Consider the following 16,776-nt stretch of genomic DNA (forward strand, 5'->3'; position numbering starts at 1 on the left):
GGTGACGGCCGGTTGGGGATCCGACGGATCAGGCCGAGGCGGCTGCGGCGACCTCGGCGGGCGCCTCGAGCTCGAGGGCCTTGTTGCTCCAGTCCCACACCTCGCGGAACAGGGACTCGTTGTCCGACAGCTTCAGGCCCAGTGACGGAACCATCTGCTTGAGCTGCGGCTCCCACGCGGTCCAGCGGTCACCGAAGCAGCGCTGCAGGACGTCGAGCATCGCGGGGACCGCGGTCGACGCACCGGGCGAGGCACCGAGCAGGCCCGCGATGGTGCCGTCGGCGGCGTTGATGACCGCGGTGCCGAACTCGAGCACGCCACCGTTGCCCTTCTTGCGGATCACCTGCACGCGCTGGCCCGCGGTGATCAGTTCCCAGTCGCCGCCGGTCGCGCGCGGCACGAACTCGCGAAGGGTCTCGATGCGGTCGTCGGCCGACTGCAGCAGCTCACCGATGAGGTACTTGGTCAGGCCAAGCTCGGTGACGCCGACGCCGAGCATGGACATCAGGTTGTTCGGCTTGATCGAGCCGGGCAGGTCGGTGACCTTGCCGTTCTTGAGGAACTTCGGGGACCAGCCTGCGTACGGGCCGAACAGCAGGCCCTTCTTGCCACCGATGACACGGGTGTCGAGGTGCGGGACCGACATCGGCGGCGCACCGACGGCGGCCTTGCCGTAGACCTTGGCGTTGTGCTGGTCGATGAGCTCGGGGTTGGTGCAGCGCAGGAACTCGCCGGAGACCGGGAAGCCACCGAAGCCCTTGGCCTCGGCGATGCCGGACTTCTGCAGCAGGTGCAGCGCTCCGCCGCCGGCGCCGACGAACACGAACTTCGCGTTCACGGTCTTCTTGTCGCCGGTCCGCTGGTTGACCACCTTGAGCGTCCAGCTGCCGTCGGACTGCTTGGTGATGTTTCGCACGTCGTGACCGAAGTACACGCTGCCGCCGGTCGCGCCGATGTTGCCGAGGAGCTGCTTGGTGAGGGCGCCGAAGTCGACGTCGGTGCCACCCTCGGTCCAGTTCAGGGCGACGGGGTCGGAGAAGTCACGACCATTGGCCATCAGCGGCAGCCGCTTGGTGAACTCGTCCGGGCGCTCGGTGTACTCCATGCCCGCGAACAGCGGGTGGCCGGCGAGGGCGTCGTAGCGGGCCCGCAGGTACTTCACGTTCTCAGCCCCGTGCACGAAGCTCACGTGCGGGATCGGGTTGATGAACTCCTTGGGCTCGGTCAGGATGCCGGCCTCGATCGCGTACGACCAGAACTGGCGCGAGACCTGGAACTGCTCGTTGACGTTGACGGCCTTGGTGATGTCCACCGAGCCGTCCTTGTTCGCAGGCGTGTAGTTGAGCTCGCACAGCGCCGAGTGTCCGGTGCCGGCGTTGTTCCACGGGTCGCTGCTCTCGGCAGCGGCGGCGTCGAGTCGCTCGAACACGCTGATCGACCAGTCCGGCTGCAGCTGCCGGAGGAGCGCTCCGAGCGTGGCACTCATGATGCCCGCACCCACGAGAACTACATCGGTCTTGGTCTGTACCGCGGTGTTGTCTGACACTGGAGAATCGACTTCCTTGTCCATTGGCAGCGGCAGTCGCGCCGACTGCCCGCGCATAGGTTACCTGCGCGTATGAGCAGGGTTTACCTCGCCTCAATTGTGCGCCCCCGGCCGGTCACGAACGACCATTACGATTGTGATTTGTGACTACCTGGGTGCCGGACCTCCTCGGTGACGGCTACGAACAGACGACTCTGCCCCTCGGCGACGACCCCGACGGCGAGGGCGAGGTGGTCGCGACGCTGGTCCGGTACCGCCCGGCGGGCGCGACCCCACGCCGTCGCGCCGTGCTCTACCTGCACGGATTCACCGACTACTTCTTCCAGACGCACGTCGCCGAGCACTTCCACGACCGCGGCTACGACTTCTACGCACTCGATCTGCGCAAGTGCGGCCGGTCACGACGCCCGGACCAGACCCCGCATTTCGTGACGGATCTCGCACTGTACGACGCCGAGCTGGACTGGGCGCTGGAGACGGTCCGCGAGCAGACGCACGGCGGTTCGGTGTTGTTGACCGGGCACTCGACGGGCGGCCTGATCCTGCCGCTGTGGCTGGACCGGGTGAACCGCCGCCCCGGCGGCAGCACCGGCGCCGGCATCGCCGGCCTGATCCTCAACAGCCCGTGGTTCGACCTGCAGGGCCCGTCGTACGTGCGCAGCGCGGGCACGGTCGCGATCCGGACCGTCGGACGACTCAAGGACAGGCTCGAACTCAAGCAACCGCCGATCGACGTGTACGGCCGCACCCTGCACCGCAGTCACGGCGGCGAGTGGGACTACGACCTCGAGTGGAAGCCGTTGCGCGGCTTCGGGGTCACGTTCGGATGGCTGCGCGCGGTCCGGCGGGCGCAGGCCCATCTGCACCACGGGCTCGACATCGGGGTGCCGTCGCTGATCCTGCGGTCGAAGTCGACCCACTACTCGATGCGGTACACCGAGAAGTCGGAGGTCGCGGACCTGGTGCTCGACGTCAAGCAGATCGCGCGCTGGGCCGGATGCCTCGGCGACCGCACCACGATCGTCCCGATCGAGGGAGCCCGGCACGACGTGTTCCTGTCCCGGGAGGTGCCGCGCAAGCAGGCGTTCGACGAGGTGGACCAGTGGCTGGGCTGGCTCGAAGCGCAGGGCGTCCCGGAGGGACAGGGCATCTCGGAAGGACAGGGCACGTGACGCACTTCGACCTGGCGATCATCGGATCCGGTTCCGGCAACACCATTCTCGACGAGAGGTTCGCGGACCTGAAGGTCGCGATCTGCGAAGGCGGCACCTTCGGCGGCACCTGCCTGAACGTGGGGTGCATCCCGACGAAGATGTTCGTCTACGCAGCCGAGGTCGCCCGTACCGTGCGCGACGCCGCCCGGTACGGCGTCGACGCCCACGTCGACAAGGTGCGCTGGCCCGACATCGTGGGCCGGGTCTTCGACCGGATCGACCCCATCTCGGCGGGCGGCGAACGCTACCGCCGCGACGAGAACCCGAACACCACGCTGTTCTCCGGCTACGCCACCTTCACGGGTCCGCGGACGATCAGCACCGGCACCGGCGAGGTGATCACCGCGGACCAGGTCGTGATCGCGGCCGGGTCGCGGCCGATCATCCCCGACGAGGTCGCCCGCAGCGGCGTCCCGTACGTCACCAACGACGACATCATGCGGCTGCCCGAACTCCCGGGGCACCTGGTGATTCTCGGCAGCGGATTCATCGCATCCGAGTTCGCGCACGTGTTCTCGGCCCTCGGCAGCCGGGTGTCGATCATCGGGCGCGGCGAGCGTCTGCTGCGCGACCTCGACGCGGACGTCTCCCAGCGGTTCACCGACCTCGCGCGCGGCAAATGGGATGTGCACCTGGGCAATCCGGCCGTCGAGGTGCGGGGCCGCGAGGGCGCCGTGGAGGTCGTGCTCGCGGACGGCACCGTCGTCGCAGGCGACACCCTGCTCGTCGCGACCGGTCGCACCCCGAACGGCGACCGGCTCGGCGCCGAGACCGCCGGCATCGAGGTGGACGCCCTCGGCCGGGTGACCGTCGACGAGTTCCAGCGCACCACCGCGGAGGGTGTGTTCGCGCTCGGCGACGTGTCGTCACCGCACCAGCTCAAGCATGTCGCCAACCACGAGGCCCGGGTGGTGCAGGCGAATCTGCTGCGCGACGCCTGGAGCGAGGGCGCCGACCTGGTGCGGACCGACCACCGGTTCGTCCCGTCGGCGGTGTTCACCGATCCGCAGATTGCCTCTGTCGGGCTCACCGAGGAACAGGCCCGCGAGCGGGGCCTGGACGTCTCGGTGAAGGTGCAGCGGTACGCCGACGTTGCCTACGGCTGGGCGATGGAGGACGACGAGGGCCTGTGCAAGGTGATCGCCGACCGCGGCACCGGGCAACTGGTGGGCGCGCACGTCATCGGCGCACAGGCGTCGACCGTGATCCAGCCGTTGATCCAGGCAATGAGCTTCGGCCTGCCCGCCCGGGAGATGGCGCTGGGCCAGTACTGGATCCATCCCGCCCTGACCGAGGTCGTCGAGAACGCCCTCCTCGGCCTGAGCTGAAAGTGTGTGATTCCTCCCGGGTTCCGGGAGGAATCACACACTTTCCGCGAACCCACGCGCCGCGGCGCCGCTGACCCGTACCCGGATGTCGTCGAGGTCGACCTCGTTACCTGCGGTGCTGCGCACCTCCACGCTGATCGGCTCGCCGGTCTCGTCCTCGACGAGCTGCAGCGGCCCGCGGCCGTCCTGCAGGTACTTGTCGCCCCACTGCATGAGCGCGATCACCGCAGGCAGCAGATCCCGGCCCATGTCGGTGAGCACGTACTCGTAGCGGGTGCGCTGCCCGGGCTCGCGGTAGGGACTCTTGGCCAGCAATCCCGCCTGCACCAGGTCCTTCAACCTGGCCGACGCGACGGCGTCCGTGATCCCCACCCGCTGGGCGAAGTCGTCGAAGCGCGTGGTGCCGTAGTACGCCTCGCGCAGCAGCAGCATCGCCGAGCGGGTCCCGACGACGTCCATGGCCCGCTTGATCGAGCAGCGATCGCCCGCCTCCCATGCCGAGCGGTCCGCGAGGGGTCCCTGCAGCTTCATCGCCATGCCCCCAGACTACTGACTTACGAAAACCATAGCCAGACTCCGCCCGATCTGGGTATGGTTTTGCATAGCTAGATGGTTTGCACTGGTGGACCGAGCGTCAGGACCCGACCGGGCGCTCACGAGCGAGAAGGACACACGATGAGGGACGCAGTGATCGTCGAGGCCGTCCGCACTCCCCTGGGCCGAGGCAGGGCGACGGGTGTGCTGCACGACGTACACCCCGTGGACCTGATGGCCCACAGCCTCCGCGAGGTGGTCCGACGCAGCGGTGTCGACGCAAGCCTGATCGACGACGTCATCGGCGGCGTGGTCAGTACGGTCGGCGAGCAGGGCGCGAACGTGACCCGCCGCGCGGTGCTGGCGGCCGGGTACCCCGAATCGGTACCCGCCACCACGGTCGACCGGCAGTGCGGCAGCAGTCAGCAGGCGGTCCACTTCGCGGCACAGGGAGTGATCTCGGGCGCGTACGACATCGTCGTCGCGACCGGGGTGGAATCCATGAGCCGGGTGCCGATGGGCTCGAGCATGCTCGGGACCACGGACCCGAGCGGAATCGCCTTCGCCGAGCGCTACCCCGAGGGTCTGGTACCGCAGGGCATCAGTGCCGAACTGATCGCCGCGCGCTGGGGCATCTCCCGCACACAGATGGACGAGTTCGCGCTCGCCAGCCACGCCAAGGCGGCGGAGGCCACCAAGAACGGACTGTTCGACGCCGAGATCGGTGCCGTCGGCGAGGTCCGCACCGACGAGGGCATCCGGGTCGGCAGCACACTCGAGACCATGGCGGGTCTGCGGTCCGCCTACTACGACGAGGCGATGGCCCGCAGGTTCCCCCAGATCGGATGGAACGTCACGGCGGGCAACGCGAGCCAGGTCACCGACGGCAGCGCCGCGCTGCTGATCACGACGAGCGAACGTGCCGGACAACTCGGACTCACACCGCTCGCCCGGATCCACAGCGTCGCGGTCGCCGGCGACGATCCGCTCTACATGTTGACCGCGGTCGTCCCCGCGACCCGCAAGGTGCTCGACCGGGCGGGACTCACCGTCGACGACATCGATCTGTTCGAGGTGAACGAGGCGTTCGCCTCGGTCGTGCTCGCCTGGGAGCAGGAGACCGGCGCCGATCCGAGCAGGGTCAACGTCAACGGCGGCGCCATCGCGCTCGGTCATCCGCTCGGCGCCAGCGGGGCACGTCTGATGACCACGATGGTTCACGCGCTCCGTGACCGCGGCGGACGCTTCGGCCTCCAAACCATGTGCGAAGCAGGCGGACTGGCGAACGCAACCATCATCGAACGCCTGTGAGCCCACGCTCCGCGGGCGGGGTCACCCCCGTCCGCGGAGCCACCGCGGCGGCCGACTCCGGCCGTCACCCGATGAGAGGAAACCATGAACATCGAAGGACGCACCGTGCTCGTGACGGGCGCGACCGGAGGCCTCGGCCGGGAATTCGTCGGCCAGTTCCTCGCCCGCGGGGCGCGCCGCGTGTACGCCGCGGCGCGGCGCGATCACGACTGGCACGACGATCGGATCGTCCCCATCCACCTCGACGTCACCGACCCCGCGTCGGTCCGGTCGGCCGCCGCCGCGGCACCGGACGTGGACGTGATCGTGAACAACGCCGGGATCACCGGCGCCCCCTCGCTTCTCGCCTCACCGATCGACGAGATCCGGAACACGTTCGAGACCAACGTGTTCGGGCCGCTCGAGTTGGTTCGTGCCCTCGCCCCCACTCTTGCGCGGAACGGAGGAGGAGCGGTGATCGACCTGCACTCGATCCTGAGCTGGCTGGCCACGCCCGGGGCCTACAGCCCGTCCAAGGCCGCCTTCTGGGGACTGACGAACGCGCTGCGGCTCGAGCTCGAGGGACAGGGGACCCAGGTGCTCGGCGCCCACCTCGCCTACACCGACACACCGATGATCGCGCACCTCGACGTTCCGAAATCGGACCCGGCCGTCATCGTCTCCCGCATCCTCGACGCCCTCGAGGACGGGGCGGAGGAGGCGATCGCCGACGAGGTGACGGCGGGACTGCGGGCGGTGCTCGCGACCGCGACCACCGGACGGATCCCGAGCAACGCCTGAGCGGCCGCGCCACCGGTGCGTGATCTCACCCCGGTCGGGGTGAGATCACGCACCGCGCGTCAGCGCCGGTGGTCCAGCGCCCGAACGGCGCGGTCACCGATCGACTGCAGGATCTGCACCACGACCACGAGCACGACGACCGCGACGAGCAGCACCGGCGTGTTGAACCGCTGGTAGCCGTAGACGATCGCGAAGTCGCCGAGGCCGCCGCCGCCGATCACGCCGGCCATCGCCGAGTACCCGACGAGCAGCACCACGGTCAGGGTCGCGCCGGCGATCAGCGCCGACAGTGATTCCGGCAGCAGCACCTTGCGCACGATCTGCCCGTTGGTCGCGCCCATCACCTGGGCGGCCTCCACCCGTCCGACCGGGACCTCGCGCAGCGCCGCCTCGACGACGCGCGCGTAGAACGGAATCGCGCCGATCGTCAGCGGCACGATCGCGGCGGTGGGGCCGATCGCGGTGCCGACGATCAGACGCGTGGTACCGATCAGGGCGATCATCAGGATCAGGAACGGCAGCGAGCGGAACACGTTGACGACTGCGCCGAGCACCGAGTTGACCGCGCGCTGCGGCCACAGACCGCCCGGCGACGTCACGTGCAGCACCACACCGAGCACGATGCCGCCGATCACGGTGAGCACGAACGAGATCGACACCATGTACAGGGTCTCGAGGGTCGCGTCCCACACCTCCGGCAACGAATCCTGCCAGGACAGCTTGTTCATGCGGTCAACCCCTCGATCCCGCTCTCGGCACCCCACGCGAGGGTGACGTTGGGCTGCGCGTCGACGAACGCCTCGACGTCCGCGCGGTCCACTTCCGGCCCGAACCGCAGCCGCAGCCGGCCGACGGTGACGCCGGCGACCGGTTCGACCCGGCCGCCGACGACGGCGATGTCGGCGTCGAGTTTGCGGATCAGCTGCGCCAGCCACGGGCCGTGGGCGTCGTCGCCGATGGTGGTCACCAGCGCGGTGTCGGCGCCCTCGCCCGCCGACAGGTCGTCGCCGACCGGCAGGATCGCCGCGCCCAGCGCCGAATCGGGGTCGGCGACCAGGTCGAGGATCTTCCCGGACTCGGCGATCCGCCCGTCCTCGAGCCGCGCCGCGGAGGTGCAGATGCGGCGCAGCACGCCGAGTTCGTGGGTGATGAGCACGACCGTGACGCCGATCGTGCGGTTCAGTTCCGCGAGCAGGTCGAGCACCTGGTCGGTGGTCTCGGGGTCGAGCGCGCTGGTGGCCTCGTCGCACAGCAGCACGTCGGGCTCGGACGCGAGCGCGCGGGCGATGCCCACCCGCTGCTGCTGCCCGCCGGACAGCTGCGACGGGAACGACTGCTCCCTGCCCGCGAGGCCGACCAGCTCGATGAGCTCGTCGGCGCGGGCCCGGCGCTGCGCGCGGTCGAGCCCGGCCAGTTCGAGCGGGAACTCGATGTTCGCGCGCACGGTCCTCGAGTGCAGCAGGTTGAACTGCTGGAACACGGTCCCGATGCGGCGGCGCGCCTGCCGCTGACCGGCCCCGGTGAGCCGGGACAGGTCGTCACCGCGCAACACGATGCGGCCGCTGGTGGGCCGTTCCAGGAGGTTCAGGCAGCGCAGCAGCGTCGACTTGCCCGCACCGGACGGCCCGACGATGCCGAAGATCTCGCCTTCGCCGATCTCCAGGTCGATCCCACGCAAGGCCGAGACCTCCCCCGCGCCACCGGCTGCGGGGAAGGTCTTGACCAGATTCTCGACGGTGATCATCAGTTCGCGGGGTGGACCGGGACGACGGAACCGGAGTAGTTCTCCTCGATCCAGGTGGCGGTCTCCGGCGAGACGAGGGCCTCGGCGAGTGCCTTCACACCGGGATCGTTCTCGTCGGCGGCGCGGACCACGAGCAGGTTCGCGAACGGGTTGCCCTCGACCTTCTCCGAGAGCAGCGCGTCCTTCGCCGGGGTCAGGCCCGCCTCGATCGCGTAGTTGGAGTTGATGACCGCGGCGGTGATCTGCGGGTCGCCGAGGTTGCGGGCGATCTGGGAGCGTTCGATCTCGACGAACTTCAGGTTCTTCGGGTTGGCCTTGATGTTCGCCTGGGTGACGACGGACAGGTCTGCGTCGGCGAACGGCTTGTCCATCTGGATCAGGCCTGCGGACTCGAGCAGGTAGAGGCCACGCGCGAAGTTGGTGGTGTCCTTGGGCAGGGCGATGGTCGACCCGTCGGCCAGCTGGTCGACGGCGGTGATCTTCTCCGAGTACAGGCCCATCGGCTCGAGGTGGACGTCGGCGACGGAGACGAGGTCGCTCACACCCTTCTGCTTCTGCCAGTCCGCCAGGTACGGGGCGTGCTGGAAGTAGTTGGCCTGAACGTCGCCCGCGACGAGCAGTTCGTTGGGGTCGATCTCGCCGGTGACCGGCTTGATGTCGAGCTTGACGTCGCCGAGGACGCCCGAGTCGGCGATGTGCTCGAGGATCTCCACGTGCGGCGTGCTGGAGGCGGAGACCACCAGGGTCTCGGCGTCACCACCCGACGAGCAGGCGGCCAGGCCCGCGGCGAGCAGGGCGGCTGCGGAGAGAACAGCGGTGCGGCGCAAGAACATTGAGGGATACCTTCCGGGTGGGTGGTGACGGGTCAGCCGCGCAGGGCGGGCAGGTCGAGCAGGTCGCGGTGGTACCGCTCGGTGACGTTCGGATGCGCGCGCAGGCGCGACTTGAGGGCGTTGAGGCCGTACCGGGCGTGCAGGGTGCCGCCGTGCTGGTCCGGCCCGACACCGGCCGCCTCGGCCGCGAGCTCCGGCGAGAGCGGCACGGCCGGGAGGGCCTGGTCGTAGCCGGGATTGAGGAAGAACGGCAGCGAGACGCGGTCGGTGCCCGCGGCAGGCGGCAGCACCCGGTGCACGGTGGCCTTGAGGTAGCCGCCGGTGGCGACCTCGAGCAGCTCGCCGATGTTGACGAGGAAGTGCCCGGGGATCGGGTCGACGTCGAGCCAGGCGGTCCCGCCGTCCGGGGTGCCGGTCTCCACCTGGAATCCGCCGCTGGTGGGTTCGGGGTACAGCAGGGTCAGGGCTCCGACGTCCTTGTGGCTGCCGACGCCCTGGTCGGTGACCGAGCCGTCGTGGCCGGGGTACCGGGCGATCTTCAGCAGCGGATCGGGGTCGGCGAACGCGGCGTCGAAGAAGTCCGCCGGGGCGCCGAGCGAGACGGCCCAGCCCCGGATCAGCCGCAGGCCCGCGTCCTGGGCCTGCGTCATCCACTCCAGCGCCAGGTCACGCAGCTGCGGAACCCGGGTCGGCCACAGGTTCGGTCCGTGCAGCACGTCCCACGGGCGGGCGGGGTCGATCGGGTCCACCGCGGCGCGCTCGGGTCCGATGTCGAGCTGCTCGCGCCAGTCGATGTAGCCCTGGGTACGCTCGCCGCCGACCCGGGTGTAACCGCGGAACTGCGGCGAGTTGCTGTTCTCGATCTCCAGCTTGTCCGCCTCGGGCAGCGCGAAGAACTCACGGGCCGACGCGATCAGGTCGTCGGTGAGATGCTGATCGATGCCGTGACCGGTCAGGTAGAAGAAGCCGATCTCGTGCGTGACCTGGCGGAGCGCGTCGACGTCGAGGTTCTCCAGATCGATGATCGGGAGCGTTCGGGCGGACATGGACTGGTCCTTTCCCCACGGGCACCGGGCAATGACTGCGCTGCGACGAATCGGTGCCCGGTGGGAATTTCACGCGGGAAGATGGCGGCACGGTCACTCGATGTGACGGCGCGCGGGATCTCGTCTCAGCGGCGGTGCATTCGACAACAACCGCCACGCATCAGCGTCGTGGTGACAGTTGCTGCATGGCCGCGCATCGTGGTCCTTCCCGGACGAGATCGTTACCGCCGCGTAGCAGTCGGCGTGACTGCAGGCTAACGCGCAAGCGGTTGAGAGTTCAAATCACGCGTATACGCGCGGCGACGAGCGGTGACATCCGTGAGACGAGCGGTCAGAGCCGCCCGGACAACCGCTCGAGCCGGTCCAGGCTCGCCCCGTCCAAGCCGACGATCCGCACGGACTTCCCGCGCGCGGCGTACTTGTGCGAGACCGCGTCGAGGGTGGCAACGGTGGACGCGTCCCACACGTCGGCCTCGGACAGGTCGATCACCACCGAGTCGGGGTCGCCGGCGTAGTCGAACCGGTGCACGAGGTCGTTGCTCGACGCCCAGAACAGTTCGCCCGACACGCGGTAGGTCCGCTCGCCCTCGCCGTCGGCGACATCGATGTCCGTCAGGTGCGCCACCCGGCGCGCGAAGGCGACCATCGCAGTCAGCACGCCGAGGACGACGCCGACGGCGAGGTTCTCGGTCGCGAGGGTGCCGACGACCGTCACCACCATCACCAGGGTCTCGCTGCGCGGCATCAGCCGCAGGGTGCGCGGGGCGACGCTGCGCCAGTCGAAGGTGGTCACCGCGATCACCACCATCACCGCGACGAGCGCCGCCATCGGAATCGCGCCGACGACGTCGCCTGCGGTCACGCAGAGCACCAGCAGGAACGCCCCGGCCAAGAAGGTGGAGATGCGGGTGCGGGCCCGGCCCTCCTTCACGTTGACCATGGTCTGGCCGATCATCGCGCACCCGCCCATGCCGCCGAAGAGCGCGCCGGCCATGTTCGCCACACCCTGCCCCCAGGACTCGCGGGTCTTGTCCGAGGGCGTGTCGGTGATGTCGTCGACGAGTTTCGCGGTGAGCAGCGACTCCAGCAACCCGACCAGGGCGAGGCCGAGGGCGAACGGCGCGACGATCGTCAGCGTGTCCCACGTCCAGGGCACGTTCGGGATCATCCACGTCGGCAGTCCCGACGGGAGCTCACCCTGGTCGGCGACCTCGGGCACATCCATGTGGAACAGGGCGACGACCCCGGTCAGGACGACGATCGCGATCAGTGGCGCCGGCACCGCCTTCGTCAGCTTCGGGATGAACACCACCATCGCGATCCCCGCGGCGACGAGCGGATACACCAGCCACGGCACGTCGAACAGGTGCCGCAGCTGGGCACTGAAGATGAGGATCGCGAGAGCGTTGACGAAGCCGATCATCACCGACCGCGGAATGAAACGCACCAGCCGCGCGAGACCGGCGACGGCGAACAGGATCTGCAGCCCGCCGGCCAGCCACACCGCCGCGATCAGGTAATCGATGCCGTGCGACGCGACGAGCGGCGCCACCACAAGCGCGGTGGCGCCTGCGGCCGCAGAGACCATCGCGGGCCTGCCGCCGACGAACGCGATCGTCATCGCCATGACGCACGAGGTGTACAGCGCCACCTTGGGATCGACCCCGGCGATCACCGCGAACGAGATCACCTCGGGAATCAGGGCCAGCGCCGTCACGAGCCCGGCGAGGGCCTCCGTGGTCAGCCGCCGCGGCGAACGCAGGGCCGAGCGGACGGAGGTGACGCGGAAGGGGGCGGAGACGCTGTCGAGCACCGGCAGAGTCTAGTGCGGCGCGCGTTCGAGTCGCCCGCGGCCGCCGGCGAGGGCGCCCCCACGACAGCTCCGGAGGGCCGGCGGGATTTCGCTACGGCTTCTCGAAGTAGGCGACGATGGAGTTGATCAAACCCTCGCGAGCATCGTCGAGGTCTCCGTACGTACCCAATGTGCGTTCGGAGGCGAGTCCTCGCATGGCCGCCGGGAGCAGGGCCGCGATCTGACGGATCCGCACCCTGTCGATGCCGAGACCGGCGAAGGCCCGTTCGCACGCCTGATCCCAGCTCGGCCTCCATGACGCGAGCTCCGCCGCGGTGAGCGGATACGCGCGTTCGAGTTCGGCGGTGTCCCGCGGCAGGGCGGCCCGGAGATTCTCGATGGCAAGCGATTCCGGGGAACGCAGACCGACATACATGGCATCGATCAGCGCGGCGACTCGCTCGCGCACAGGTCCATCGGGTTTTGCGCTCGCGGGGAGGTCACCGCGCTGCTCTGCGGTGTGCCTCAGCACCGCAGCCCACAGGCCGTCGATGTCGCCGAACTGGTACTTCACCACACCCCAGGTCGCGCCAATATCCCGGGCGATGCGGTTTCCCGACACCGCGGCGGGGTCGCCGCTGGCCAGCGACGAGATCGCCGCCTTGATCATGCTCTCGCGCGTGGCCGCCCCGCGTTTGTTCACGCGGCGACCCGGTGCGGCTGCTACCTCCGACATCGGCTCATGGTAACGCGCTCCCAAAGATTTCAAAGAACCCTCTTGTATTGTTTCACAGAGGGTTCTACCCTTCTGCGTGTCGTCGGTCGCGGACCGCTCTCGAAGCCCCGGCGGCAATTCGGCTCACGACCCCACGATGGTGGAGGAGTTCTCGTATGGCGCACACGCCGTTGTCGATGGAGCCCACCGGCTGGTTCCAGGTCGCCTGGTCGGCCGAGATCCGAGTCGGTGATGTGCGCAAGATGAAGTACTTCGGCCGGGAGATGGTCGCGTGGCGATCGACATCGGGCACCGTTGCCGTGTTCGACGCGTACTGCGAGCACCTCGGTGCCCACCTCGGGTACGGCGGGCACGTCGAAGGCGAGAGTCTCGTGTGTCCGTTCCACGGATGGGAATGGAACCGTGAGGGCCGCAATGTGTGCATCCCGTACGAGAATGCACCGAACAAGGGTCGCCGCATCCGCAGCTATCCGGTCGTCGAACGCAATGCGGCGGTGTGGATCTGGTACGACATCGACGGCCGGCCTCCGCACTTCGAGGTCCCCGACATGTTCGAGGCCTTCGGGGACGACAAGACGGCCGCGGACTACCACCAGCCCTTCCCCTCCGCCACATTGTTCCGCGAGCAGCTGGAGATTCACCCGCAGTACATCATGGAGAACGGGGTGGATTTCGCGCACTTCAAGTTCGTCCACAAGACGCCGTTCATGCCGGAGTTCACCCGCCACGACTTCTCCGGCCCCGTCTCCTACGTCGATTTCACCATCGCCTTCGACGAAGGCGCGACCCTCGAAGAGGCCACCAGCGGCGTGGAATCCATCAATGCGGGGCTCGGCTGCTCGATCACCAAGAGCTGGGGAATGGTCGACAATCGCACCATGCCGGCGGTGACACCGGTCGACGAGCACACCTCCGACGTGCGTTTCACCGTCTGGATCGGACGCAGGCACGGTGAAGACGGCCCCGAGATCACCGAGTACGGCAAGACGATGGCCAGGTTCGTGATCGAACAGTTCGAGGCCGACATTCACATCTGGGCACACCAGCGCTACTCCGACCCACCGGCTTTGTCGCAGAAGGAATACCAGGGATTCAAGGCGCTTCGCGAGTGGGCGACGCAGTTCTATCCCGACAGCGAGCACCGTCTTCAGTTCGCCAACCCGACAGAAGGGCATCAGCAGCGATGAGCACCGACAACAAGATTCGCGTGTTCCAGGTCGCCACCGGAAACCTGGGCACGGAAATGATCGGCCGTATCCGGAACCACCCGGATCTGGAGTTGGTCGGCCTGCACTGCTATTCGCCGGACAAGATCGGCCGCGACGCCGGGGAGATCGTCGGCCTCGATCCGATCGGAGTGATCGCCACCGGCTCGGTCGAGGACATCATCGCGGCACACCCGGACGTACTCACCTTCCACGGAGTGTTTCCCGACGAGGACCTGTACGAAAAGGTCCTCGAAGCCGGGATCAACATCGTCACCACTGCCGACTGGATCACCGGCCACCACCGCGACACCAACCATCCCCACCCGTCGGGCAGGAAGGTCAGCGAGGTCATTGCCGCAGCGTGCGAGCGCGGCAACGCCACCTTCTACGGGACCGGCATGAACCCCGGGCTATGCCAGATCCTCGGCATCGTCCACTCCGCCGACGTCGCCGACATCGAGAACGTCACCGTCATCGAATCGGTCGACGTGTCCTGTCACCACTCGGTCGACACCTGGAAGGCCGTCGGCTACGGCCGGCCGGCCGACGACCCGACCATTCCGGACTCGCTCCACAAGTACACCGCTGTGTTCGCCGACTCGGTCCACTTGATGGCCGATGCGTTCGGGCTCGTTCTCGACGAGGTCAAGTTCAGCTACGAGCTCGGCGCATGCACCAAGGACGTCGACCTGGGCTGGTATCACCTGCCCAAGGGGTCGCTCGGCGCCAACTACATCAAGTACCAGGGCATCGTCGACGGTGTCTCACGCGTCGAGACGCACCTGGAGTGGCAGATGACCCCGCACACCGATCCGGCATGGAACATCAAGGGCTGCTACATCACCCAGATCACAGGCGACCCGAACGTCTACAGCAGGCACATGATCTACCCGCGAAAAGGCTTCGACATGTCCAACCCGGAGAACTTCGCCTCCATCGGCATGACCGTCACCGGCCTTCCGGCCCTGAACTCGCTCCGATCGGTGGTCGACGCACCTGCCGGAATCATCACCAGCGCCGATCTCCCGCTCCGCGCGTTCGCCGGCCGATTCAAGCTCTGAGCGCGGCGGTGCAGCCCACGGTTCGGCACCGGGTCCGGGCGGCCACCGTGGAGGCATGTGACATGTGAGCCCGCCGGCCGGACTCCACGAGGGGCCTCACCACATGCTGGTGCGCAGCGAGATCTCCGTGGCGAACGCGGCAGCCCCGGCATCCGGCACCGAGTCGACACCGTCCAGTTCGACCACTCGGAAGTCCGAGCGGCAGCGCCTGCCACTGGCGTCGGCGTCGGGCCGCCCGCCGGGACCGCCGACGACGATCGTGGAGGGAATCTCCACCGCCGGGCAGTCCGCACCCGCGACGGCTGGGTGCGGACTGTCGGCGACGACGAGGCTCTTGAATCTGCCGAAGGTGCGGGCGGCGGCCTCCCAGGCGAGGGTCGCACCCTCGCGGTTGCCCGCGAGGTTGACGTAGGTGAGACCGAGCCCGTCGAGGAGGGCGAGTACGCCGGCGACGTCGAGTCCGTCGATCGTCTCGGGCACCACGGTGCGCAGATCGGATCCGTGCAGGCGCTCGCAGACCGCGTCGAACACCGAACCGTCCTCGCCCGCGCCCGGCAACAGCAGGACCACGTGGGCACTCTCGGGACCGTCCACCCGGACGGTGTAGACGACGTCCCCGACCGACACTTCCGTCAACTCCATGGCACCGGACGCTACACGGCGGCGACCGCACCGCCCGCACGATCACACTCCGACCGAGGGATCCGCCATTTCGAGGGCCTTGACGGTGTAGACCCGGTAGCCACGGTGCGGGCGATAGCCGTGGACCTCCGGGGTGTCGAGGCTGCGGATGAACGAGAGGATCTGCCTGCTGAACACCTGCCCGGGGACCAGCACGGGGAAGCCCGGCGGATACGGGGTGACGAAGGTCGCCGAGACCACCGACCTGCCGGCCTCGATCGCATCCTCCACCTCGTCGTCGGTGAGGTACTCGCAGAGCGCGTCGTCGTAGGCGAGGAAGAAGGCCCGCCGCACGTCACCGTCGGGAGTCGTCGCGCCACCGTTCTTCTCCAGGAAGCTCGGATGGAACCCGCTGAAGTCCGGCAGCGGCGCCGACGGGTTGGTCAGCCTGGCCACGGCCGCCTCGTGGTACCCGCGCTCGGTGATGCTCATGTCGGCGAGGCGGTCGTCGAGTTCGTGCGCGAACTTGACCAGCACCTCGACGAGGTAGGCGACCGAACTGCGGGTGGTGCCGATGTTGGTCATGAACAGGACCGTGTTGCGGGAGGTCTTGTTGATCTGCACGCCGTAGCGGTCCATCAGCTCGGCCCGCTTGAAGGTGTCCCCGTCGACACCCGTCGGCCCGATGTAGAGGGTGACCCGCGAGGGGTCGAGCACGAACTCGTCGGTGCGCCAGGCGGTCACCATCTCGCGCAGGCCTCCCCGCAACGGCTGGGAGAGCCCCGAGGGCCGGAACTCCTCGGGAATCATCTCGCCCGTCGACAGGCAGTGCATGTACCTGCTCAGCAGCGGATGGTGGTCGACCGCGTCACGCAACTGCATCGCGTTCTCGACCTGCTTCTGAACCAGCTCCGCACCCTCCAGGTCGGCCTGCCTCCGGCCGATGTCGAGGGAGGCGAGGATCTGGTAGTTGGGCGAGGTGGAGGTGTGGGCCATGTACGCCTCGTGGAAGGTCTCCTCCA

General features: G+C 68.4%; 16 protein-coding genes. 6 read left to right on the forward strand and 10 right to left on the reverse strand.

Going from position 1 to position 16,776, the window contains the following annotated elements:
* Positions 1-28 precede the first annotated feature (28 nt).
* Entirely contained in the window at positions 29-1,570 is a 1,542-nt protein-coding gene (gene mqo / locus ACWDU4_RS26440) for a malate dehydrogenase (quinone) (RefSeq protein ID WP_450116937.1), read from the reverse strand.
* Positions 1,571-1,689: 119 nt separating this feature from the next.
* Here mqo and ACWDU4_RS26445 point away from each other — a divergent pair, with 119 nt between their 5' ends.
* Complete coding sequence (locus tag ACWDU4_RS26445) at positions 1,690-2,718, forward strand: alpha/beta hydrolase (RefSeq protein WP_450116922.1); 1,029 nt, start codon at positions 1,690-1,692, stop codon at positions 2,716-2,718.
* Positions 2,715-4,088, forward strand: coding sequence for a mycothione reductase (gene mtr / locus ACWDU4_RS26450; protein WP_450116923.1), 1,374 nt, complete (start codon positions 2,715-2,717; stop codon positions 4,086-4,088). Before ACWDU4_RS26445 ends, mtr begins: the two co-directional genes overlap by 4 nt.
* A 33-nt stretch (positions 4,089-4,121) precedes the next feature.
* Here mtr and ACWDU4_RS26455 read toward each other — a convergent pair whose 3' ends face one another.
* Entirely contained in the window at positions 4,122-4,625 is a 504-nt protein-coding gene (locus ACWDU4_RS26455; RefSeq protein ID WP_450116924.1) for a winged helix-turn-helix transcriptional regulator, read from the reverse strand.
* A 138-nt stretch (positions 4,626-4,763) separates the two neighbouring features.
* Between ACWDU4_RS26455 and ACWDU4_RS26460 the strand changes: the two genes are divergently transcribed.
* A complete protein-coding gene (locus ACWDU4_RS26460; RefSeq protein WP_450116925.1) occupies positions 4,764-5,933 on the forward strand; it encodes a thiolase family protein in 1,170 nt (389 codons plus the stop codon).
* 84 nt (positions 5,934-6,017) lie between these two features.
* Positions 6,018-6,713 carry an SDR family oxidoreductase gene (locus ACWDU4_RS26465; protein ID WP_450116926.1) on the forward strand — a complete coding sequence of 232 codons (696 nt, stop codon included), beginning with the start codon at positions 6,018-6,020 and terminating at the stop codon, positions 6,711-6,713.
* Between the two features lie 59 nt (positions 6,714-6,772).
* On the opposite strand, the gene ACWDU4_RS26470 is transcribed toward ACWDU4_RS26465, so the two are convergent.
* The 6 genes from ACWDU4_RS26470 to ACWDU4_RS26495 all read right to left on the reverse strand — a co-directional run bounded on the left by ACWDU4_RS26470 (position 6,773) and on the right by ACWDU4_RS26495 (position 12,864).
* Positions 6,773-7,441: a methionine ABC transporter permease gene (locus ACWDU4_RS26470; protein WP_450116927.1), complete on the reverse strand. Its 669-nt coding sequence runs from the start codon at positions 7,439-7,441 to the stop codon at positions 6,773-6,775.
* Positions 7,438-8,457, reverse strand: a complete 1,020-nt coding sequence (locus ACWDU4_RS26475) for a methionine ABC transporter ATP-binding protein (RefSeq protein ID WP_450116928.1) — start codon at positions 8,455-8,457, stop codon at positions 7,438-7,440. The genes ACWDU4_RS26470 and ACWDU4_RS26475 overlap by 4 nt, the downstream gene beginning before the upstream one ends.
* A complete protein-coding gene (locus ACWDU4_RS26480; RefSeq protein WP_450116929.1) occupies positions 8,457-9,290 on the reverse strand; it encodes a MetQ/NlpA family ABC transporter substrate-binding protein in 834 nt (277 codons plus the stop codon). Before ACWDU4_RS26480 ends, ACWDU4_RS26475 begins: the two co-directional genes overlap by 1 nt.
* Positions 9,291-9,322: 32 nt before the next feature.
* Positions 9,323-10,336 carry an isopenicillin N synthase family dioxygenase gene (locus ACWDU4_RS26485; RefSeq protein WP_450116930.1) on the reverse strand — a complete coding sequence of 338 codons (1,014 nt, stop codon included), beginning with the start codon at positions 10,334-10,336 and terminating at the stop codon, positions 9,323-9,325.
* Positions 10,337-10,667: 331 nt separating this feature from the next.
* Complete coding sequence (locus tag ACWDU4_RS26490) at positions 10,668-12,149, reverse strand: SulP family inorganic anion transporter (RefSeq protein WP_450116931.1); 1,482 nt, start codon at positions 12,147-12,149, stop codon at positions 10,668-10,670.
* Between the two features lie 91 nt (positions 12,150-12,240).
* Entirely contained in the window at positions 12,241-12,864 is a 624-nt protein-coding gene (locus tag ACWDU4_RS26495) for a TetR/AcrR family transcriptional regulator (RefSeq protein ID WP_450116932.1), read from the reverse strand.
* 155 nt (positions 12,865-13,019) lie between these two features.
* Here ACWDU4_RS26495 and ACWDU4_RS26500 point away from each other — a divergent pair, with 155 nt between their 5' ends.
* Together ACWDU4_RS26500 and ACWDU4_RS26505 are read left to right on the forward strand one after the other, a co-directional pair.
* Positions 13,020-14,051 carry a Rieske 2Fe-2S domain-containing protein gene (locus ACWDU4_RS26500; protein ID WP_450116933.1) on the forward strand — a complete coding sequence of 344 codons (1,032 nt, stop codon included), beginning with the start codon at positions 13,020-13,022 and terminating at the stop codon, positions 14,049-14,051.
* The gene (locus ACWDU4_RS26505; RefSeq protein WP_450116934.1) at positions 14,048-15,133 is read left to right on the forward strand and encodes an NAD(P)H-dependent amine dehydrogenase family protein; all 1,086 of its coding nucleotides are present in this window, start codon (positions 14,048-14,050) and stop codon (positions 15,131-15,133) included. Before ACWDU4_RS26500 ends, ACWDU4_RS26505 begins: the two co-directional genes overlap by 4 nt.
* A 96-nt stretch (positions 15,134-15,229) precedes the next feature.
* Here ACWDU4_RS26505 and ACWDU4_RS26510 read toward each other — a convergent pair whose 3' ends face one another.
* Both ACWDU4_RS26510 and ACWDU4_RS26515 read right to left on the reverse strand, forming a co-directional pair.
* A complete protein-coding gene (locus ACWDU4_RS26510) occupies positions 15,230-15,775 on the reverse strand; it encodes an alpha/beta fold hydrolase (protein WP_450116935.1) in 546 nt (181 codons plus the stop codon).
* A 42-nt stretch (positions 15,776-15,817) separates the two neighbouring features.
* A partial coding sequence (locus ACWDU4_RS26515; RefSeq protein WP_450116936.1) for an Orn/Lys/Arg family decarboxylase occupies positions 15,818-16,776 on the reverse strand: 959 nt, incomplete at its 5' end.

The organism is Rhodococcus sp. NPDC003348, assembly GCF_053589375.1.